At 61.1% G+C, this 17,522-nt stretch carries 18 protein-coding genes; 4 read left to right on the forward strand and 14 right to left on the reverse strand.

All coding sequences use genetic code 11. From position 1 onward, the window contains the following. Positions 1-44 precede the first annotated feature (44 nt). Positions 45-1,034, forward strand: coding sequence for a thioredoxin fold domain-containing protein (locus VHE12_13680; GenBank protein ID HVZ81832.1), 990 nt, complete (start codon positions 45-47; stop codon positions 1,032-1,034). A gap of 7 nt (positions 1,035-1,041) precedes the next feature. Here the strand turns inward: VHE12_13680 and VHE12_13685 are convergent, their stop codons facing one another. The 12 genes from VHE12_13685 to VHE12_13740 all read right to left on the reverse strand — a co-directional run bounded on the left by VHE12_13685 (position 1,042) and on the right by VHE12_13740 (position 11,183). Continuing rightward, the gene (locus tag VHE12_13685) at positions 1,042-1,542 is read right to left on the reverse strand and encodes a hypothetical protein (GenBank protein ID HVZ81833.1); all 501 of its coding nucleotides are present in this window, start codon (positions 1,540-1,542) and stop codon (positions 1,042-1,044) included. Positions 1,543-1,645: 103 nt separating this feature from the next. Beyond that, a complete protein-coding gene (locus tag VHE12_13690) occupies positions 1,646-2,623 on the reverse strand; it encodes a rhomboid family intramembrane serine protease (protein ID HVZ81834.1) in 978 nt (325 codons plus the stop codon). A gap of 73 nt (positions 2,624-2,696) precedes the next feature. After that, a complete protein-coding gene (locus VHE12_13695) occupies positions 2,697-3,719 on the reverse strand; it encodes a DNA/RNA non-specific endonuclease (GenBank protein HVZ81835.1) in 1,023 nt (340 codons plus the stop codon). Beyond that, a complete protein-coding gene (locus VHE12_13700; GenBank protein HVZ81836.1) occupies positions 3,720-4,109 on the reverse strand; it encodes a hypothetical protein in 390 nt (129 codons plus the stop codon). A gap of 209 nt (positions 4,110-4,318) precedes the next feature. After that, on the reverse strand, positions 4,319-4,810 hold the full coding sequence (locus VHE12_13705; GenBank protein ID HVZ81837.1) for a hypothetical protein: 492 nt from the start codon (positions 4,808-4,810) through the stop codon (positions 4,319-4,321). A 207-nt stretch (positions 4,811-5,017) separates the two neighbouring features. Then, positions 5,018-5,458 (reverse strand): cyclic nucleotide-binding domain-containing protein, encoded by a 441-nt coding sequence (locus VHE12_13710; GenBank protein HVZ81838.1) that lies wholly within the window; start codon positions 5,456-5,458, stop codon positions 5,018-5,020. Between the two features lie 10 nt (positions 5,459-5,468). Next, positions 5,469-6,239 carry a GIDE domain-containing protein gene (locus VHE12_13715; protein HVZ81839.1) on the reverse strand — a complete coding sequence of 257 codons (771 nt, stop codon included), beginning with the start codon at positions 6,237-6,239 and terminating at the stop codon, positions 5,469-5,471. Beyond that, entirely contained in the window at positions 6,236-6,832 is a 597-nt protein-coding gene (locus tag VHE12_13720) for a LemA family protein (protein HVZ81840.1), read from the reverse strand. Before VHE12_13720 ends, VHE12_13715 begins: the two co-directional genes overlap by 4 nt. A gap of 97 nt (positions 6,833-6,929) precedes the next feature. Continuing rightward, positions 6,930-7,280 (reverse strand): STAS domain-containing protein, encoded by a 351-nt coding sequence (locus VHE12_13725; GenBank protein HVZ81841.1) that lies wholly within the window; start codon positions 7,278-7,280, stop codon positions 6,930-6,932. Positions 7,281-7,475: 195 nt separating this feature from the next. Next, positions 7,476-8,054, reverse strand: coding sequence for a hypothetical protein (locus VHE12_13730; protein HVZ81842.1), 579 nt, complete (start codon positions 8,052-8,054; stop codon positions 7,476-7,478). 16 nt (positions 8,055-8,070) lie between these two features. Then, positions 8,071-9,702, reverse strand: a complete 1,632-nt coding sequence (locus tag VHE12_13735) for a hypothetical protein (GenBank protein ID HVZ81843.1) — start codon at positions 9,700-9,702, stop codon at positions 8,071-8,073. Further along, positions 9,702-11,183: a trypsin-like peptidase domain-containing protein gene (locus VHE12_13740; GenBank protein HVZ81844.1), complete on the reverse strand. Its 1,482-nt coding sequence runs from the start codon at positions 11,181-11,183 to the stop codon at positions 9,702-9,704. The genes VHE12_13735 and VHE12_13740 overlap by 1 nt, the downstream gene beginning before the upstream one ends. A gap of 181 nt (positions 11,184-11,364) precedes the next feature. Between VHE12_13740 and VHE12_13745 the strand changes: the two genes are divergently transcribed. Next, a complete protein-coding gene (locus VHE12_13745) occupies positions 11,365-12,198 on the forward strand; it encodes a hypothetical protein (GenBank protein ID HVZ81845.1) in 834 nt (277 codons plus the stop codon). 3 nt (positions 12,199-12,201) lie between these two features. On the opposite strand, the gene VHE12_13750 is transcribed toward VHE12_13745, so the two are convergent. Beyond that, positions 12,202-14,712, reverse strand: a complete 2,511-nt coding sequence (locus VHE12_13750) for a glycogen/starch/alpha-glucan phosphorylase (protein ID HVZ81846.1) — start codon at positions 14,710-14,712, stop codon at positions 12,202-12,204. Beyond that, positions 14,690-14,974, reverse strand: coding sequence for a hypothetical protein (locus tag VHE12_13755; GenBank protein ID HVZ81847.1), 285 nt, complete (start codon positions 14,972-14,974; stop codon positions 14,690-14,692). Before VHE12_13755 ends, VHE12_13750 begins: the two co-directional genes overlap by 23 nt. A 471-nt stretch (positions 14,975-15,445) precedes the next feature. On the opposite strand from VHE12_13755, the gene VHE12_13760 reads away from it, so the two are divergent. Then, positions 15,446-16,780 carry a replication-associated recombination protein A gene (locus VHE12_13760; GenBank protein ID HVZ81848.1) on the forward strand — a complete coding sequence of 445 codons (1,335 nt, stop codon included), beginning with the start codon at positions 15,446-15,448 and terminating at the stop codon, positions 16,778-16,780. Positions 16,781-16,820: 40 nt separating this feature from the next. Next, positions 16,821-17,402, forward strand: a complete 582-nt coding sequence (locus tag VHE12_13765) for a 5-formyltetrahydrofolate cyclo-ligase (protein HVZ81849.1) — start codon at positions 16,821-16,823, stop codon at positions 17,400-17,402. Positions 17,403-17,522: the final 120 nt, after the last annotated feature.

The raw sequence follows: 17,522 nt of genomic DNA on the forward strand, positions 1-17,522 counted from the left end.
CTGTTAAAATAGAGGGGCTTTTCATTCCATTCGGCCGAGGCACCATGTCCAACGTCCCCGAAGCCCCCCACAAGCTTGGCGTTGCCGATTACGTGATCGCGGTCCTCTGCCTCTTTCCTATCCTGGGTCTTCTCGTGGCCTTGCCCGCCCTCATCCTGGGGCTCATCAAGATACGCCGGGGCGGCTGGCTCCTCATCCTCATGGCGTTCCTGGGGGCGGGGGTCACCGTTGGTTCCTGCTATTGGGCCTATTACCAGATGTTCGAGGACAAAGACAATGCCATCGCACGGGCCCAAGCCCGTCAGGTTCCCGGCCAATTGGCCGGAGTGGTCCAGGCCCTGGAGAACTTCAAATCCGAGAAGGGACACTACCCTGCCGACCTGAAGGAACTACCTCGGGAGGTGGAAACCCTGGACATGCTGGCCTCCAGGGGCAAATGGCACGACTTCCAAAGGTTTTTCTACGAGCCCTTGCCTGACGGCATGACCTATTACCTTTTTTCGAAGGGCTTTGACAATGCGGCCTTCACCGCCGATGACATCCAACCTCAGCTCTCCGAGGACCTGGCCGCCCATGCCGGCTGGCGTTCCTCACCCCAAAGCCTCTCTTCGCTCCAGTCCTCTCCCATTCCCGGGACCACTGTGGCGCCCGAACCCTCCGTTGCTTTCTGGCGTTCTCCTTCTGACGGGATGGTCGAGGCCAAGTCCACCGGCAAGCTGCTCCTCTATGATTTTTCGGCGGAATGGTGCGGACCCTGCCGACGCCTGAACGACGAGGTTTTCGAGAACCCCGCCTTCAAGGCCCAGATCCTGGAAAAGTTCGTGCCCGTGCACGTGGTGGATCGTCGGCGGGAGGAAGGCCGCAACCCCCAGGAGATCGAGGGCCTTCAGCAGAAATACGCCATCCGCGCCTTCCCCACCCTCATCATTCGCGCCCCCTCAGGGGACGACTTCCGCCGACAGGAAGGTTATGGGAATGCGGATAGCTTCATCACCTTCCTGGACAAATCGGCCAACGACCTCAGGGGACGCTGAGGCGCCTTCAGCTCCAGGAGAACCGGATGGCCGAGAGCTTCCAATCGAACCAGCCCTGGCGTTCGAAGAGCAGGGACACCTTGTTGTCCGGTGTTTGCACCTGGCTGAGGTAGATGTCGATGGCATAGACGCCCGGCGATTCGTAGTGCTTTTCCACCGGATGGGGCGTCTTGTCATCCATCACCGCGGGCACCGCCCTTCCCGGTTCCACCTTGACCCCCTTGAGGATCAGGAGGATGTTGGCCGGGGTGGTGAAGCTATCCACCATCTCTTGGATCTGCTCCGCCGAAGGGTTGGTGGCCGGATTGTCCGTGCGGTTGAAGCGATTCTTCACGAACTCAGTAATATCCTTCTTGAGGGAGGGCATGTCGATGAAAGGCAGGATGGCCTCGGGCTTGCCCGTATCGGCCGCCGCCTGGAAATCCTGCATCACCGGCACCACGCAGTAGCCGTACCAACCCACCAGACCGGCCACGGCCAAAAGGAAGATCGCGAGGAAGAATTTCATCAAAGGTCCTTTCCGAGGAGGTTTGATCCAGGATTGACCCGGAGGGCCCTGAAATCAACCCGGTCCGGCATTTTGTGATGACCGGCCCTCGGTGACCCCGGGGTCAGGGTCTGGTGAGGTCCATGACGGAAAAGGGCGGATGGAAGACCAACAGGACCGTCCCGGCCATCAACAGGAAGCCGATCCAACCCATCGCCTGGTGCAGGAAAGACCGGCGGCCCTGCAATTCCCAAACGGGCTTCGAGAAGAACCCCAGCACCCCTCCCACCAGGAAGCCCGCGATATGAGCGGCGTTGTCCGCCCCGATGAAGAAGCCGAAGACCACCGTATAGACCATCCAATTGACCATCTGGCCCCGCACTTCCCGGCCGATGGCGGTGCCGTCCCGCTGGCCCCATCCCGCCGCCACGCCGATGAGGCCCATCAAGGCGCCCGAGGCGCCCGCGGCGATGCCGTAAAGCCCCCAGATCTCGCTGCCCAGGTTGGCCAGGATGCCCGTCACCATGAAAAAGAACAGCATCCGGCCCCGGCCGAACATCTCCTCCACCTGGGGACCGATCTGCATCAGGGCGATCAAGTTGAAAGCCAGGTGCCATATCCCAATGTGCAGGAAACAGGCCGTGGCCAGACGCCAGACCTCGCCCGCCCGCACCAAGGGCGGAAAATGGGCGCCGAAATGGATGAGCGTGTCGCTGCTGAACCCCAGGAGGCCCGCGCCGGGTTCGTGAAGCATCATGGCGATGTAGATGAGGAGGATGACACCCGCCAGGATGGAGCTGACCGAGTTGAAATGGGGCGCCACCAGCCCCAAGCGGCGGACCATCTGGCCGAAATGGGTGTAAAGGGCGGCCCCACAGCGCGAGCAGGTCTTGTTGCCCCGGTCCTCTACCGACCCGCAGGAAGGGCAGATCTTGTGTCGGTAACCGACGCTTTCCTTCTTCACTTGGGCCCGGTGCTTCGTGTCGCGGAACTTCTCCCGCAATCCCATCAGCTTCCAGCGCACCCGCACCGGGTTGAGGCCGATGGCTCCGGCCCAACGGGTCAGGGATTCGATCCAATCATGGGGATTCTCGTCGGGCAAAAAGGGTCTCCGGGAATGGGATGAGGGCCCATTCTACGATGGGGACGGATCCGCAGCGTCGAAATCGACCCGACTACTGCCAGAGGTCGTTGACCCGGGATTCCAGGTCCTTCTCGACGTCGTCCGGGAGCGCGCTCAAAAAATCGAACCCGGTCAGGTCCTGGACCTGGGCGACGGTGGCGAGGGTCTCCTTATAGTGCTCCGCCCAGGAAAGGCGCAGTTGCTGGTTCTTCACCAGGATCGCCGCCACATCGGGTCTGCCGTTGCCCCGGGAGACCACCATGAAATAAGCGTCCGGGATCCAGGGTCCCCCCGGCTTCACCGGGTGCCCCGGGGTCCCCGCGTTGAAGACCGGTCCCGTCACCACCCAAACCGGCGACTCGGGGGTCGCCAGACCCCGTACCTTGTCCTCCCATTCGCGCCAGATCCCCTGGTTGGTGTTGCTGTACTGGGGCGTCATGTTGGAAAGGTAGTAGGTCTCCTTCTGCTGTTCGAAGCCGTAGACCTTCAGGCTCGCGTCGGGCGACTGGTGGCCCTTGTCGAAGCCGGTCATGTTGGCCTTGTAAACACCCTGGTAGTCGGTGAGCTTGGGGTAGGTGCCCGGGTGGGACGGAGCCTCCGGATCCTCGGCGAAACAGTCCTGGCAGCGTGCGGAGGTGGTGCCGGTCGGCCGGTAGGCATAGGCCGACCAAAGGGCCACCTTGCGCGTCGGGTCGTACCAGACCTTGTAGGCTTCCCGTTCCAGGAGGACGCGGGGCTGCTGGCTGTGGTCGATGGGCTCGCCATATTGGAAGGTACGGGGAACCTGGGTCCCGGTATAGGTCACCGGCGCCGCGTAGGCTTCCGCGTCCCCCAAGTGGGCCCGCACCCGGGTGCGGTAAACGAAACCTTCCTGGTCGTCGAAGAAGATGCGGTAATAGCCGTTCACCTGGGCGTCCTGGATCAACTGGTAGGCGGCGCCCTTCTCGGCATGACCTCGCTTCACCGAATGGCTGTCGGCCTGGGCATAGACGTAGGCGCCGGTGCCGTTGACCTCCACGTAGGAGGCCCCCACGGGCGCGGCGAGGATGAGGAACAGCGCCAGGAGGCGGCGCATCTATTTGCCGCCCTTGGGCGCGATCTTCCGGGCCTGGATCTGCAGGGCCGCGGAGCGCAGGTTCAGGGCCTGGATGAAATATTGCATCAGGGCCATGGTGCCCTTGCTGCCGCCCGAGATGAGCATGGCGGTCAGGAGCGTCCCGCCCCCTCCCGCCGCCTGGGCCTTGAAGAGGATGGCCAGCAGGTCGAAGTGGAACTTCCAGCAGACCACGAAGGACAAGGCCACCGCCAGGGGAGCCGAAAGACCCCGGCCGTCCAGGTATTTCTTGTAGAGGGCGTGCTCGAAGACCACCGCCAGCACGCGTTCGATCACGAAGGAAAGGAGCACCACCACGAAGATGGCCTCGGTGAGTTGGCCGTAATCGGCCTCGAAGAAGTCTGGCTGCATAGGACGCCTCCTGGGATCAAGGATGCCGACAATTTAAGGCCGGAGGCCCCGGAGGCGGTAATGAATTGGGGGTTAAATGGCGGAACTGCCCTATTTATGACCTTAAGGGCCGCGACAAAGCCCGAGTTATTTCTAAAGACAGGATGGTAACGAAGGTAAAGCCCCGAGGCATGGGGGTCCAAGGATTCATCCCCCTTCTTGAAAAGCGTTCAGCCCTGAGGGTCCGGTGGGGTCGCCACGGGCGAGGGACTGCCGGAGGCCGGCTCCGTCGCCTTGCAGTCGAACGGCACTCTTTTGAAGTTCCTCTGCTCCACATGAAGGAAAAAGATCCGGCCTTCCACATCCTCGGCCCCCACCAGGACCTTGGCGGTGCCTCGGAACTCGGAACAATCCCACTTGGTCTCACCCTTGGACCGGTCCGGCACGGGCCGCATCATCAATTTATAGGACTTGTCCCCCTCTTTCAGGTCCACCCGGATGACCCCTTGGGTGGTCCGGGCGGGCTTCCCTGCGCCGCCATCCAGGACATAGGCCGTCAGCTCGCCTTCGTCGGCATCGAGCACCATTTCCACCTGCGCGGCGCCCCGCCCAAGTTCGACCAAGGTCCCGCCATGCGGCGCCTCCACCGCTTGGGAGTGGGAAACCCCCAGGCCCAGCAGGCCAACCATCCCGATCCAAGGCCTCCAAAGCTTTTGTTCCATGACTTCTCCCTTCGGTCCCAGGCTCCGATGTTCACGCCATAGGTCACGTTATGTTCCGTAAAGTTCGCGGCGCCCGCGCTTTCCTTGAAATCCTATAGGCCTACTCGGGAGTTATGGCAATCCACGAAATGCAGAAGGAGGTTAAATCTGGAGTCGAGGAGCGGACCGAAAAAGCTCGGTAGGCCTGGCAGGCGGGACATGCATGGGCTAGAGCTTCGACGTGATCTCGTGCCGTCTCTGGTGGGCTTCCTTGATCTTCTGGGCGATGGCGGGGTTCTTCATGAGGATCTGGTCGAAGTTGTACTTCTCCAAAACGAAAAGCTCGGTGAGCATCTCAGCGATGACCGACGCGTTGCGGGGCTCGTTGGAGACCAGGGCCATCTCCCCGAAATACTCGTCGCTGCGCAGTCCCACAACCCGGACCGGGCCCCGGCCCTTGTCCACCCAGACGCTGACCCGACCCGAGGCGATCAGGTAGAAAGCGTCTCCCGGGTCGCCCTGGCGGATGATCTCGTAGCCCTTGAAGACCCGCATGGCCCGGAGCGCTCCCATGAGCTTGTCGAGCTCCTTTGGGCCCATGGATTGGAGGAAATAGGCCTGTTGGAGCACCCGGCGCAGGTGCCTGAAGATGGCGGAGGTGGGTTCCATGGCCCTTATCCTAGCGGGCGGTCCAAAGGGTGACCAGCCCATAGATACCGCCCCCGGTGAGCAGGATCCCCAGGGGGATGAGGAAGAAGGCGGCCCAACCCAGCGAACTTTCCAAGCTCTTCTGGTCCTTGGCCGAGACGATGAAAGGGTCGCCATGGGGGCTCTTGACCAGGTGCATCCCTTCGGCGCCCTCCCCGGCCGTCCGGCAGGTGGCCAAGAGATAGAGTTTTTGGCCCTCGGCCAGGATGCGTTCGGTGAAGCGCAGGGGCCGCTTGAAACCGAAAAGGCCGTAACAGTCCACCCCCCGGGTCTTGAGGAAATCCACGATGGGCGCCGGAATGTCGCCGAAGATCCCCGGTTGAAGTTCCCACCGGTCCACCAGGACCATCTCGGCCCCCTCGGGCCGCACCAGGGCTTTGCCCGTGCCGTCGTCGACCAGGAAGGGAAGTTCGGAGGTGTCCTCGCTCTTGATCGTGGCCCAATAGGTCTCGGTGTGCTGATCCTTGCCCGAACCCACCGTGCGTTCCCTTTGTTCCTCCACCAGGTATTCGTAATAGAGGCAGGCCCGTTGGGTGAAGGGGCCGTTCAGGGGCTTATGCTGGACCCCCGTACCGGTCACCTCCACCAGCCCGGGGGCCATGGCCCGGATGGTCGAGGTAGGGGTGTCCTCGATGAGGCGTTTTCGTTTGAGGTCGCGGAATCCCCGGAAGAAAAGGAAGATGCCCCCGAGAACGGCCAGGCCCGCCAGGACCATCAGGACGACCGGGTCGGTCCCGTTCATCGGAGCAAGCCCACCTTCACGGGCTCCTTTTCGCCGGCGCCCGCCTGGAACATCTCCTGGGGCAGGAACTTGAAGGTGTTGGCCAGGAGGACGTCGGGGAATTCCCGTATGCGGGCGTTATAGGCCGCCACCGATTCGTTGTAGAAGGTCCGGCGGTCGGCGATGGCGTCCTCCAACTCCGACAGGCGCTTCTGGAGCATGAGGAAATTCTCCTGGGCCTTGAGCGTGGGATAATTCTCGGCTACCGCGAAAAGGTTCCCGAGGGCGCCCGTCAGGGTCTTTTCGGCTTCCCCTTGGGCAGTGGGTCCGGCGGCCCGCTGGGTGGCGGCCCGGGCCTCGGCCACCTGGGTCATGACGGACTTCTCAAAATCCTTCACGCCCTCGATCACCGCCACGAGGTTCGGCACCTCATCATGGCGCTGTTTGAGGAGCACATCCACGTTGGCCCAGGCCTTGGAGATCATGATCCGAAGGCGCACCAGGTTGTTGAAGATCATGAGAACGTAGAAAAAGAAGGCAAGGAGGACGAGGAACAGCGCGCCGGCGATGGCGGAATAGAGGGGAATGGTCTCAAGTCTGGAGAATAGGTCCATGGCTGTCCCTTTTCAGGAAGGTTCCCGGAAACGCCATGATTATAGGACAAACCAAGGGCCAAGGGGCGACCCGGCCCCTCGGCCCGCCACCCAACCCTCAGAACGCCAGGGTCGCTTCCCTCTCATCCCGGTGGAAATGGAAAAGCTTGGGAAGTTCCAGCAGGTCGAAGACCTTGTAAACGTCGGCGGTGACCCCGCTGATGCGGATGTCCCCCTTGTTCTTGCGGATCTCCTTGATGTTCCCGATCAGAACCCCGATGCCGGCGCTCGAGATATAGTCGAGTTTTCCCAGGTCCAGGATGATCCGGAAGCGTTTGTTGCGGAACAGGGAGTTCAAGACATCCTCGAAATCCCCCACCGTATTCACGTCCAGGACCCCCGCCGCTTCCAGGACCGAAACCTCGCTATTGCCCGCCGCCGTCCGTAACACCAGGTTCAATTGACCCATGACCAACCTCCAGGATGTGATGAGAACACCGAAGGAGCCGCGAAAACGGGCGTCGGACCAGGCACTCGGTTTGATTGTTGGAAAGCGAAGGAGGGCGGGGTCACCCGCAGGAAGGAAAACTGGGACTATCCTACACCTTGACCGGTTTAACGAGAAAACTATTTACCAGTATTGCCAGGATGATTTTAGCTTGGGTCAATTTTTCGGCTTCGGGAAAGGCTTCAGGGAGGTCACCGGATAGGCCAGCCAAAGAGCCTGGTAGAAGGCGTTCCGCATGGCACTGTATTTCCCGTGGTCGAACGCGGACTCGGCCTGAACCACCAGCTTGAGGACCTTCGCTTCATAACCCGCCGTCATGGACGGGAACTTGGGATCGTGGTTGGCCTTGTCCTTCTCCAGGATGAACTTCAGCGCGGCCTCGGAGTTGTAAAGCGTTTCCTTGGCGACGGCCCGGGTGAAGCGCTTGATGTCCCAATTCATGCGGGCCTCGTTCTTGAGGACCGCGGCCGAGCCGTCCACGTCGTCATGGCCATAGCTGGCGGCCATGGCGTAGAAACTGTCGAACATGCCCCGCTTGGCATCGGCCATGGACTTGATGGTCGCATCGTCGGAATGAAAGTTGGCCAGGGTGCCGTGGGCCTGGAGGGTGGCCGCCTTCATCTGGAGCTTCTCATAGCTGTCCTTGAAATACTTGGGACCCGCCTGAGCTCGGCCGATCCCTAAAGTGAGGACCGCCAACAGGGCCAAGACCGGCCTTTCGATGGATCGTTTCATGCTCTCCCTCTGTTCCTTAAAGTTTGATCTCGACTCCATCGGGCGTGGCGGTAGGCGCCGATCTTTTCTTCGGCTCAGGGGACACCTTCCCCTTGGCCGCCGCCAAAGGCGGTTTTTTTCCGTGGTCCACCGCTACCGAGGAGCCCTTCAGGTCCTCCGAACGGTCCGAGGCTATCCCTTGTTCCCTCATGATCGAAAGGGTGGCTTTCTTCGCCTTCTTGGCATCGAACACGATCGTGGATCCGGACCAGGCGTGATCATCGAACTCGATGACATCCCTTCCCTTCTCGGGATGGTCAAAGGCCTCCGCCAGATCCTCCATGGAACCGATCTTGCGGCCATTGACCTTATCGATGATGACGTTATGGAAGTATTGATAGCCGGAGTTGATGTCCGCCTGGAGCACCCGGCTGAGGATCACGATCTCCTTGCGGCCCGGATCGGGCAGGCCATGGTTGAAATAGACCTTCAGTTCGGGTTTCATGCGGTTCCAATCGGCCAAAAGGTAGTTGTAGGTCAGGGGCACGAAGACAAAGCCGGCCTTCATGAGATAGGTGGGCTGGGAATTGTTCGGCTGCCAGGGGAGCAGGCGGACCTCGTTCTTCGAAGGGAATTCCACGTCCATGGGTTGTCCCGCCCGGTAGATCTTGAGCTTCAACGGCTGGCCCGGCAGGAGAAGACAGAGGGGATAATCCACCGAAATGCGGCCCAGCTTGTCCACTTGGGTATAGCCCTCGTTGTCGATGGGGTAGCCCGCGGCCTCGGTCAGCACATCCCCTTCTTTGAGGAAGCCCTCGGCGGCCCCGCCCGACAGCACCCGAGTGACCACCACCCCCGATTTGTCCGCCGGGAGCTTGTAATAGTCCCGCAGGTCGGCGCTCTTGAGCATCTGAACGTAGATGCCCGGATCAGGCATGCCCGGATAGTCCTTCCCGGCGTCCACATTGTCCAGGTAGAGCTTGATGAGGCTCACCGGGGTGAGGGTGCCGCCCTTATCGTCCTTGTGGTAGCTCAGGAAAGGCATACCCACCAGCTTCCCATCCTTGAAGACCGGACAGCCGTAGAGGGCTTTATCGATGTCGCCCTGGGTGTCGAGCGCGGGCACGCCGGTAGCCCCTACGATGGACCAGACCATGTCCACGCCCGAAAGGGTGTCCTCCTTCTTCGAGAGCACGTCCCCTCCCTGGAGCACCACCTTATCGCCCGGTGCGGGCATGTCGCCCAGTTCGACCGGCACCGTGCCCTTGGCGAAATCCGGGTCATCCACCGTGAGCACCACCAGGTCCAGGTCCGTGGAAAGGTGGGAGGGTTTGGCCACATAACGGTGGGTCTCACCGTACTTCTGCACTTCAATGAAGGTCGATTGAAGGGCCAGGCGCGCGTTGGTGAGCACCCGCCCACCCGACAGGATGGCCCCGCAACCTTCGTCGCTCACGGGTGAACCCGGCTTCCAGGGCTCGCCGAAGTCGGCGGACTGCTGGGTCGTGAAGACCTTGACCACCGAATGGGTCAGGTCCCGGGGCGTGGCGGTGGGTGTGGGGACCGGGGGCGGCGGAGGCGGGGCCTTCTTGCAAGCGGGGACCGCCAGGGTGCCTCCCAGGAGGATGAGGGCCAAAAGGGTGGTCAGGCGCGGGCTGGAATTTCCCATCACTTGGCCCCCTTCAAATCGTCCGACCGGTCGCTGGGGATATGGTTCACGGCCAGGATCTCCTTCGTGGCCTCCTCGGCGCCTTCGGCCTTGAGGACGATGCGGGTTCCCAGGTCCCTGGGCTCATCGAATTCCAGTACATGGCGCCCGTCAACGGGATGTTCGAAGTCCTCGATGAGGGACTTCAGGTCGCGGACTGGCCGTCCATTCACCCGGGTGATCATGAGGTTCGAGTATTCGGTGCCATACCCCTTGTTGGAGGCGTGGGGGATGATATGGTCCAGGATCACCACTCGGCGCCGGTCGGGCGAGGGCAGGCCCGAGAGATAGAGCGCCATCCATTGGTTGTCCGCGTTCTTGTTGGCGGCCAGGGTCTCCGAGTCCAGTTCGGTGAACACCAGGCCGTCGAAGATGAAATAATCCTGCTGGTCGTCATAGCTGGGGAAAGGCACCAGCCGTGCGTCGGGTTTGAGCTTGACGGTGGCCGAATGGGCCTTGCCCCCGCGCAGGAATTTGAGCTTGATCCGGTCACCGATGCGGTGGAACCCCATGGGGTATTGGAAATTAAGCCTCTCCCCTTTGTGGAGGCGGATGGTCCCGTCGTTGCCGACCGTATAGCCGTCGATGGCCGTCAGCACGTCGCCCTTCCTCAAGGCCCCCCAGACCGAGGAGCCATAGACCGTGGCCGTCACCAACATGCCCGATTGCCCTTTCTTCAGGCCCAGGTAGGAGCGCAAGGTGCCGTTCTCCAGGGTCTGGCAATAGAGGCCCAGCATGGGAACCCTCTGGTCGGCCCCCTTCTTGGTGTCGTCCAGGAAACGCTTCACGATGGAGATGGGGATGATATAGCCCGTGTTCTGCGCCACGGCGGCGTTATAGCCCTGGAAGGCCACCCCCACCATGCGCTTGTGACGGAAGACCGGCCCGCCCGAATTGCCCGGGTTGATGGCCGCGTCGGTCTGGACCCCCAACAGGCTGCGCAAGGAATGGCTGTAGGTGACCACCTCGATCCGCGACACCACACCCTCGGTGATGGAGAGATCGTCGCCCCCGACCGGATAGCCATAGACCGAGATCTTGTCCCGCATTTCGGGGATCTCCCCGAAGGTGACCGGTTGGGTGCCGGTAAAGAACTTGGGATCGTCCACTCGAATGACGGCCAAGTCCCGGTCATGGGAAACGGCCACCACATGGGAGGTGTATTTCTGGGTGTCCCCGTCCTTGAGGACCTGCAGGAAGATCTGGTTGGAGACCACATGGGCATTGGTCAGGATCAGGTGACCCGGAAGGATACAGCCGCTCCCGCTCACGTTCTCCTCCGGCCCCCGCCTCCAGGGTTCCTGGGGCAGGACGCGCTGGGCCGTTGTGAAGATCTTGACCACGCTGCGCCGTAGGGGGTCCGGGGAGGCCGCCAGGGGCCCCACCAGGATGAACAGGAGGGCCCCAAGGCACAAGGAACGGCCTGAGCGGGAATGGAACATGCGGAGGAACCCCTTTTGGGCGGAGAGGAGACTGGAGACAGGAGGATTTTATGCTTTTCCCGGGGCCCCGTCTCGCCCTATTTGGGGCCACCCCGGGTTTTTGGACGTCCAAAGGAAGGGACCTGGGTCTTCCCCGGGCCTTCTTTTAGAATGGGACCGCTTCGGATTTTGAAAGGAAGACGTGAAAAGATCCATCACCCTGATCCTACTGTTCGCATCCCTTGGACCGGGAACCGTCCGGGCCCTTCCGGCCTCGGTCGAGAACTTGACCTTCCAAGCCACGATCTCCGAGACCCTGCCGGGCCTGGACGGACTCTCGCCCTTGCCTCCCGACGCGGGCATCACCGTGACCATCCGGGACAAGACCCGCGATAATGCCTTCCAGTTCCCACTGAAAGCCTACTCGGTGCCCGCCCACTTCCTCATCGGCAACACCCTGGACCTCATCGCCCGCACCACTCTCATGGGTTCCCAACCGGTCCCCTTCTACGATCTCTATCAACTGGACCTGGCCAACCCCTCTTCCTCCCGGCGCTTCCCGGGCCTGCGGCAATTCTCGGTAGCGCCCGACCAGCAATCCATTCTCATGGTGCTCGATAAGGGAGAAAACGCTCCTTGGCTGGCCCTGGCCCGGCTTGATCAGGGACCCGCCGAGGTCACTTGGCTTTACGCGGAATCGCCGTCGGTGGACCTTTTCCAGGATTCCTTCACCGGACCCCTGGCCCACCTGTCCTTGAACGAGCCGATCGCCTGGAGCCCGGACTCCCGCCTCGGGGTCTTTCTTTTATCCGTACAGGAGGATGCGAAGGACGCCTGGAAGGACTATTTAGCAAGGGTGGAATGGGGTCCCCAAGGGTGGAAGGTCACGGCGAAGGCGCTGGACCTGGTGAAATACGGCTTCCACGCCGGAGCCGCCCTGACGGACCTGAAGGTCCTGAACGACCACACGGCCCTCTTCTTCAGCCGCGAGGATTCCACCTCGACGATGGAATTGGACCTGAAGGACGGCCCCTAAGGGTCACTTGATGGTCACCGGCGGTGCGTCCCAGATCTCCTCGGCATATTCGCGGATCGTCCGGTCGCTGGAGAACTTACCCATCCTTGCCACGTTCAGGATGGACATCCGGGTCCAGGCCGCCTGGTCCCGATAGAGTTCGGAGACCCTTTCCTGGCACTCCACATAGGCGTCGAAATCCGCCAGGAGCATGTACTCGTCATGGGATAACAGGCTTTCCACCAGGGGTTTGAAAAGACCGGGGTTATCCGGGGAAAAGAACCCGCTGGCCGTCAGGTCCAGGACGCCCTTGAGCTCGGGGGAACGGTCGTAGAACTCCCGGGGCTTGTAGCCTTTCCTTTGGACGTCCTCCACCTCTTGGGCGGTGAGCCCGAAAATGAAGATGTTGTCCTTCCCCACCTCCTCCTCGATCTCGATATTGGCCCCGTCCAGGGTGCCGATGGTGAGTGCCCCATTGAGCGCGAACTTCATGTTCCCCGTTCCCGAAGCCTCCTTACCGGCGGTGGAGATCTGTTCGGAGAGGTCGGTGGCCGGGATGATCTTCTCGGCCAGCGACACCCGGTAATTGGGGGCGAAAAGGCACATCAACTTGCCCTTGATCTGCGGGTCCTGGTTCACGATGTCCGAAATGGCGCCGATGAACTTGATGATGAGCTTGGCCCGTTGGTAACCCGGGGCCGCTTTGCCCCCGAAGATGACCGTACGGGGCACGAAGACCGCCTTGGGATCCGCCTTGATCCGGCGGTAGAGGGCGATGACGTGCAGGGCGTTCAGGAGTTGGCGCTTGTATTCGTGGATTCGTTTCACCTGGACGTCGAAAAGCGAGTTGGGGTCCACCGCCAGGCGCTGTTCCATGGCGATGAGGGCCGCCAACTTCTCCTTGTTCTGGCGCTTGATCTCCCGCCATTGGTCCTGGAATTTCCTGTCGTCGGCGAATTTCTCGAGTTTCTTCAAGTGGTCCAGGTCGGTCACCCATTTGTCCCCGATCTTGGAGGTGATCAATTCCCCGAGGCCCGGATTGCACTTGCGCAGCCACCGTCGTTGGGTAATGCCGTTCGTCTTGTTGTTGAACCGTTCCGGGAAAAGCTCATAGAAATCGGGCACCACCGTCTTTTGCAAAAGCTCCGTATGGAGCGCCGAGACCCCATTGACCGAGTGGCTCCCCACGATGGCCAGGTAGGCCATCCGGATCTGCGGGTCGGCCCCTTCCTCGAAGATGGAAACGCGACGGAGCCGTTCGTTGTCCCCGGGGAACCGGTTGGCCACCTCGCGCAGGAACCGGGCGTTGATCTCCTGGATGATCTGCAGGTGCCGGGGGAAAAGCCGACCAAAGAGGCTCACGGGCCATTTTTCCAGGGCTTCGGGCAGCAGGGTATGGTTGGTGTAGCCGAAGACCGACCTGGTGATCTCCCAACTCAGGTCCCAATCGAGGCCCTCCTCGTCCATCAGCACCCGCATGAACTCGGCGATGGCGATGGTGGGATGGGTATCGTTCATCTGGATGGCGGCCGCATCGGGCAAGGCCCGGAAATCGGAATATTCCCGTTTGAAACGGCGCACGATATCCTGGATGGAGGCGGACACGAAGAAATACTGTTGTTTGAGCCTCAATTCCCGTCCTTCGGGGCTGTTGTCGTTGGGATAGAGGACCTTGGAGATCGTTTCGGTCCCGGTCTTCTTGGAAGTGGCGGCGAAATAGTCGCCCTTGTTGAAGAAATCCAGGTCGAATTCTTCGGTGGCTTTGGCGGACCAAAGCCGCAGATTATTGACCGTCTTGTTCCCATAACCCGGCACGGGCGTGTCGTAGGCCGTGGCCAGAACGTCCTCGGTCTCGACCCATTCGAAGACCTGGCGGCCCTGGCGGGTCTCCCGGGAGACCACCCGTCCGCCGAACTTCACCCGGTAGGTGTATTCGGGGCGGTTCTTTTCCCAGGGGTTTTCCCGGGAAAGCCACTCGTCCGGTTCCTCCACCTGATAGCCGCGGACGATCTTCTGCCTGAAAATACCGTAGTCGTAGCGGATACCGTAGCCATAGGCGGGGATCCCCAGGGTGGCCAGGGAATCGAGGAAACAGGCGGCCAACCGGCCCAAACCTCCGTTCCCCAGACCCGCGTCGATCTCGGTCTCCCGTAGCTCCTCCAGCGTCAAGCCCATGTCCTCCAGGGCCTTGGACACCGCATCCTCCACCTGGAGATTGATGATCGAATTGCCCAGGGTGCGGCCGATGAGGAACTCCAGGGACAGGTAATAGACCCGTTTCACTTTTTGGTCCCGGTAGGTCTTCTGGGTCAGCACCCAGTTCTCCACCTGCCGGTCGCGGATGGCATAGGCCAGGCTCAGGTAGCGGTCGTATTGGGTGGCGGCGATCGGTTCTTTGATGAGCCGGTATTTGAGGTTCTCCTGGAAGGAATGACGGAAATCCTCGGCCCGGACCCCCTTATAAAGCTCGAATTCGGGGGTCGCCACGGAAGCCGCCCGGTGCTTGGGCTTCTTATCGGTCTTGGTCTTTTTCATGGTCTTCCTTTACCTCGAATTCGGCGTCGATGGCCGAGGGATCGGCCAAGCGCTCGTGGGATGACGGACGACGCAAAGTGGGTTTTCCCGGGGTTCCCTCGGGAGACGGGAACATCAGGACACGGACCAAACCGACCCCCAAAGCCAGGGCTCCTACCAGGAGCCCCAAGGCGATGGCGAAGGGAAGCAGGGCCAGCGCCAGGAGGGCCAGGATGGGCACGATCCATCCGGAAAAACGCATGGAATGGACTTGGAACCACATGGCGCCTCCCTCGAAAGTCGGGAGGCATTTTCCAATAGCTCACCCCTTTTCTCAACCTGGCATTTCCCTGTGCCCCGCATTTCACAAATTTGAAATTTTCCACAGGGAAGTGGTTTCCCGTCCTTGTCATGGGATTTTTTCGAGATTTCCCCTTGGAAGCTCCGTCCTCAGGCCCATTCGGGGTCTAAAACCGTTCCAAATGCCAATTTTCATTTCCGCTTGTCCTGCTAAAATACCCCTTGAGCCGCCTGCGGTGTTCGACACCTCGGGCGGGAAATTCTGAGCCACAAAAATAAAAAACGGGTTCCCATAGCGATCGGGGATGGTCTTCTTCGGAAGCGATGAACCGCTCGTGAGGGCGCCCACCTGTCTCTGACAGGCCTCAGAAAAGTACCGTCCAAACCGGCACAGGTGGGGGCTCACTTTCATTTCCTTCCCTTTTCCCCTGCTCCAATCCCATGGAACGGATCTATGGACCTCTTCGACCACGCTTCGGAAGACGATTCCGCTTTAAGCGGCCGCCCCCTGGCCATCCGTATGTCGCCCCGAACCTTGGACGAGTACGTGGGCCAGGAGCATCTGGTGGGCCCGGGCAAACTGCTTCGGCGCCTCCTGGAAGCCAACCGCATCGTTTCCCTGATCCTCTACGGCCCCCCGGGCACCGGCAAGACCGGCTTCGCCCGCTTGGTGGCCCGCCGCAACAAGGGCCGCTTCGTGGCCTTGAATGCGGTCACCTCGGGGTTGGCCGACCTGCGCAAGGTCTTCGACGAAGCCCAGGAGACCAAGAAGCTCTACCAGCGCACCACCATCCTTTTCCTGGACGAGATCCATCATTTCAACAAGAGCCAGCAGGACGCCCTGTTGCCCCATTTGGAGCAAGGCACCATCCTTCTGGTCGGGGCCACCACCCAGAACCCCTTCTTCGCCCTCAACAGCGCCCTTCTTTCCCGCTCCCGGGTCTGTGAATTGAGATTACTGGACGAGAAGGACCTAGGGACCATCCTGGACCGCGCTTTGGCCGACAAGGACCGGGGGTTGGGCAATTACCAAGTGGACCTGAGACCTGATGCCCGGACCCACCTGCTGAAGGCTTCATCGGGCGATGGACGTACCCTCTTGAACGCGTTGGAAGTGGGGGTCCTGACCACTCCCCCGGACGCTCAAGGGACCATCGTCCTCACGCTGGAAGTGGCCCAGGAGTCCATCCAAAAAAAGATGGTCCAATACGACGCCTCCGGGGACCAGCACTACGACACCATCTCGGCTTTCATCAAGAGTATCCGGGGATCGGACCCCGACGCGTCCCTCTATTGGCTGGCCAAGATGCTTTATGCCGGGGAGGATCCCCGCTTCATCGCCCGGCGTTTGGTCATCTCCGCCGCTGAGGATGTGGGCAACGCCGACCCCCAGGCCCTGCCCCTCGCCGTCGCGGCCCAGCAGGCCCTGGAATTCATTGGACTGCCCGAAGGCCGCATCCCCCTGGCCCAGGCGACCGTCTACCTGGCCTGCGCCCCCAAGAGCAATGCGGCTTACAAGGGTTTGGAAGGAGCGACCGAGGATGTCAAAAAGGAATCCACCAAGGAAGTCCCCCTCCACCTGAAGGATGGCCATTACCCCGGTGCCAAGGTCCTAGGGCATGGGCAAGGCTACCAATATGCCCACGACCATCCCGACCACTATGTGAAGCAGGAATATGCCCCCAATCCAGGCCGTTATTACCTGCCGACCACCTTAGGTCATGAGGCCAAGATCAAGGCTTGGCTGGAGCATTTGGCCGAATTGGACAAGGGCTCCCAACAGCCTTAAATTGGGGTGAGCCGGCAAAGCCCATCCCTGAACGGAACCCATGTCCCAACCAAGAACCAAGGATTTTTTGAGGGAACAATTCAAGAAAGTCCGGTCCCAGGTCCCACCCGACTTGGCGGAAGCCGCCTCCCAAGGGGTATGGGCCATCCTTTCCAAACGGCCCGAATTCGATGCCGCCCGCCACATCGGGGCCTTCTTTTCGGTCGGAACCGAGATCAATACCTATCCCATCCTGGAGGGCATCCTCCAAGAGGGGAAAAAGCTCTATCTCCCGAGGCTGGTCAAGGATCAAAACCGTTTCGACTTCGTCCAGGTTGCCGACTTCGAGCACTTGTCCCCCGGACCCTTCGGGATCCAGGAACCCTCCGGCGGACATCCGACCGCCACGGCCGAATTGGACCTGGTCCTGGTGCCCGGCTTGGCTTTCGATCCCCGGGGACACCGCTTGGGCTTCGGCCTGGGGTTCTACGACCGTGTTCTTCCCCACCTGCGGCCCGGGGCCCTGTCCCTTGGGGTGGGTTATGGCTTCCAAATGGTGGAACACCTGCCGGAAGACCCCCATGACATCCCCTTGAAGGCCCTGCTCACCGAAAAAGGTTTCATCTACCGCAAGGAGCCGTGAACCACCCGGGTCACCGGGCGGCCTTTTGCCCTGCAATTTCAAAAGACTTCAGGTATAAATAGTCGGCCTATCCCACTCCTCAAATCCATCCGGGCCCGCGGCTCACTTGATGCCCTGGGT

This window comes from bacterium (assembly GCA_035549195.1).
GTDB lineage: Bacteria > Oederibacteriota > Muellerivitia > Muellerivitales > Muellerivitaceae > DASZRK01.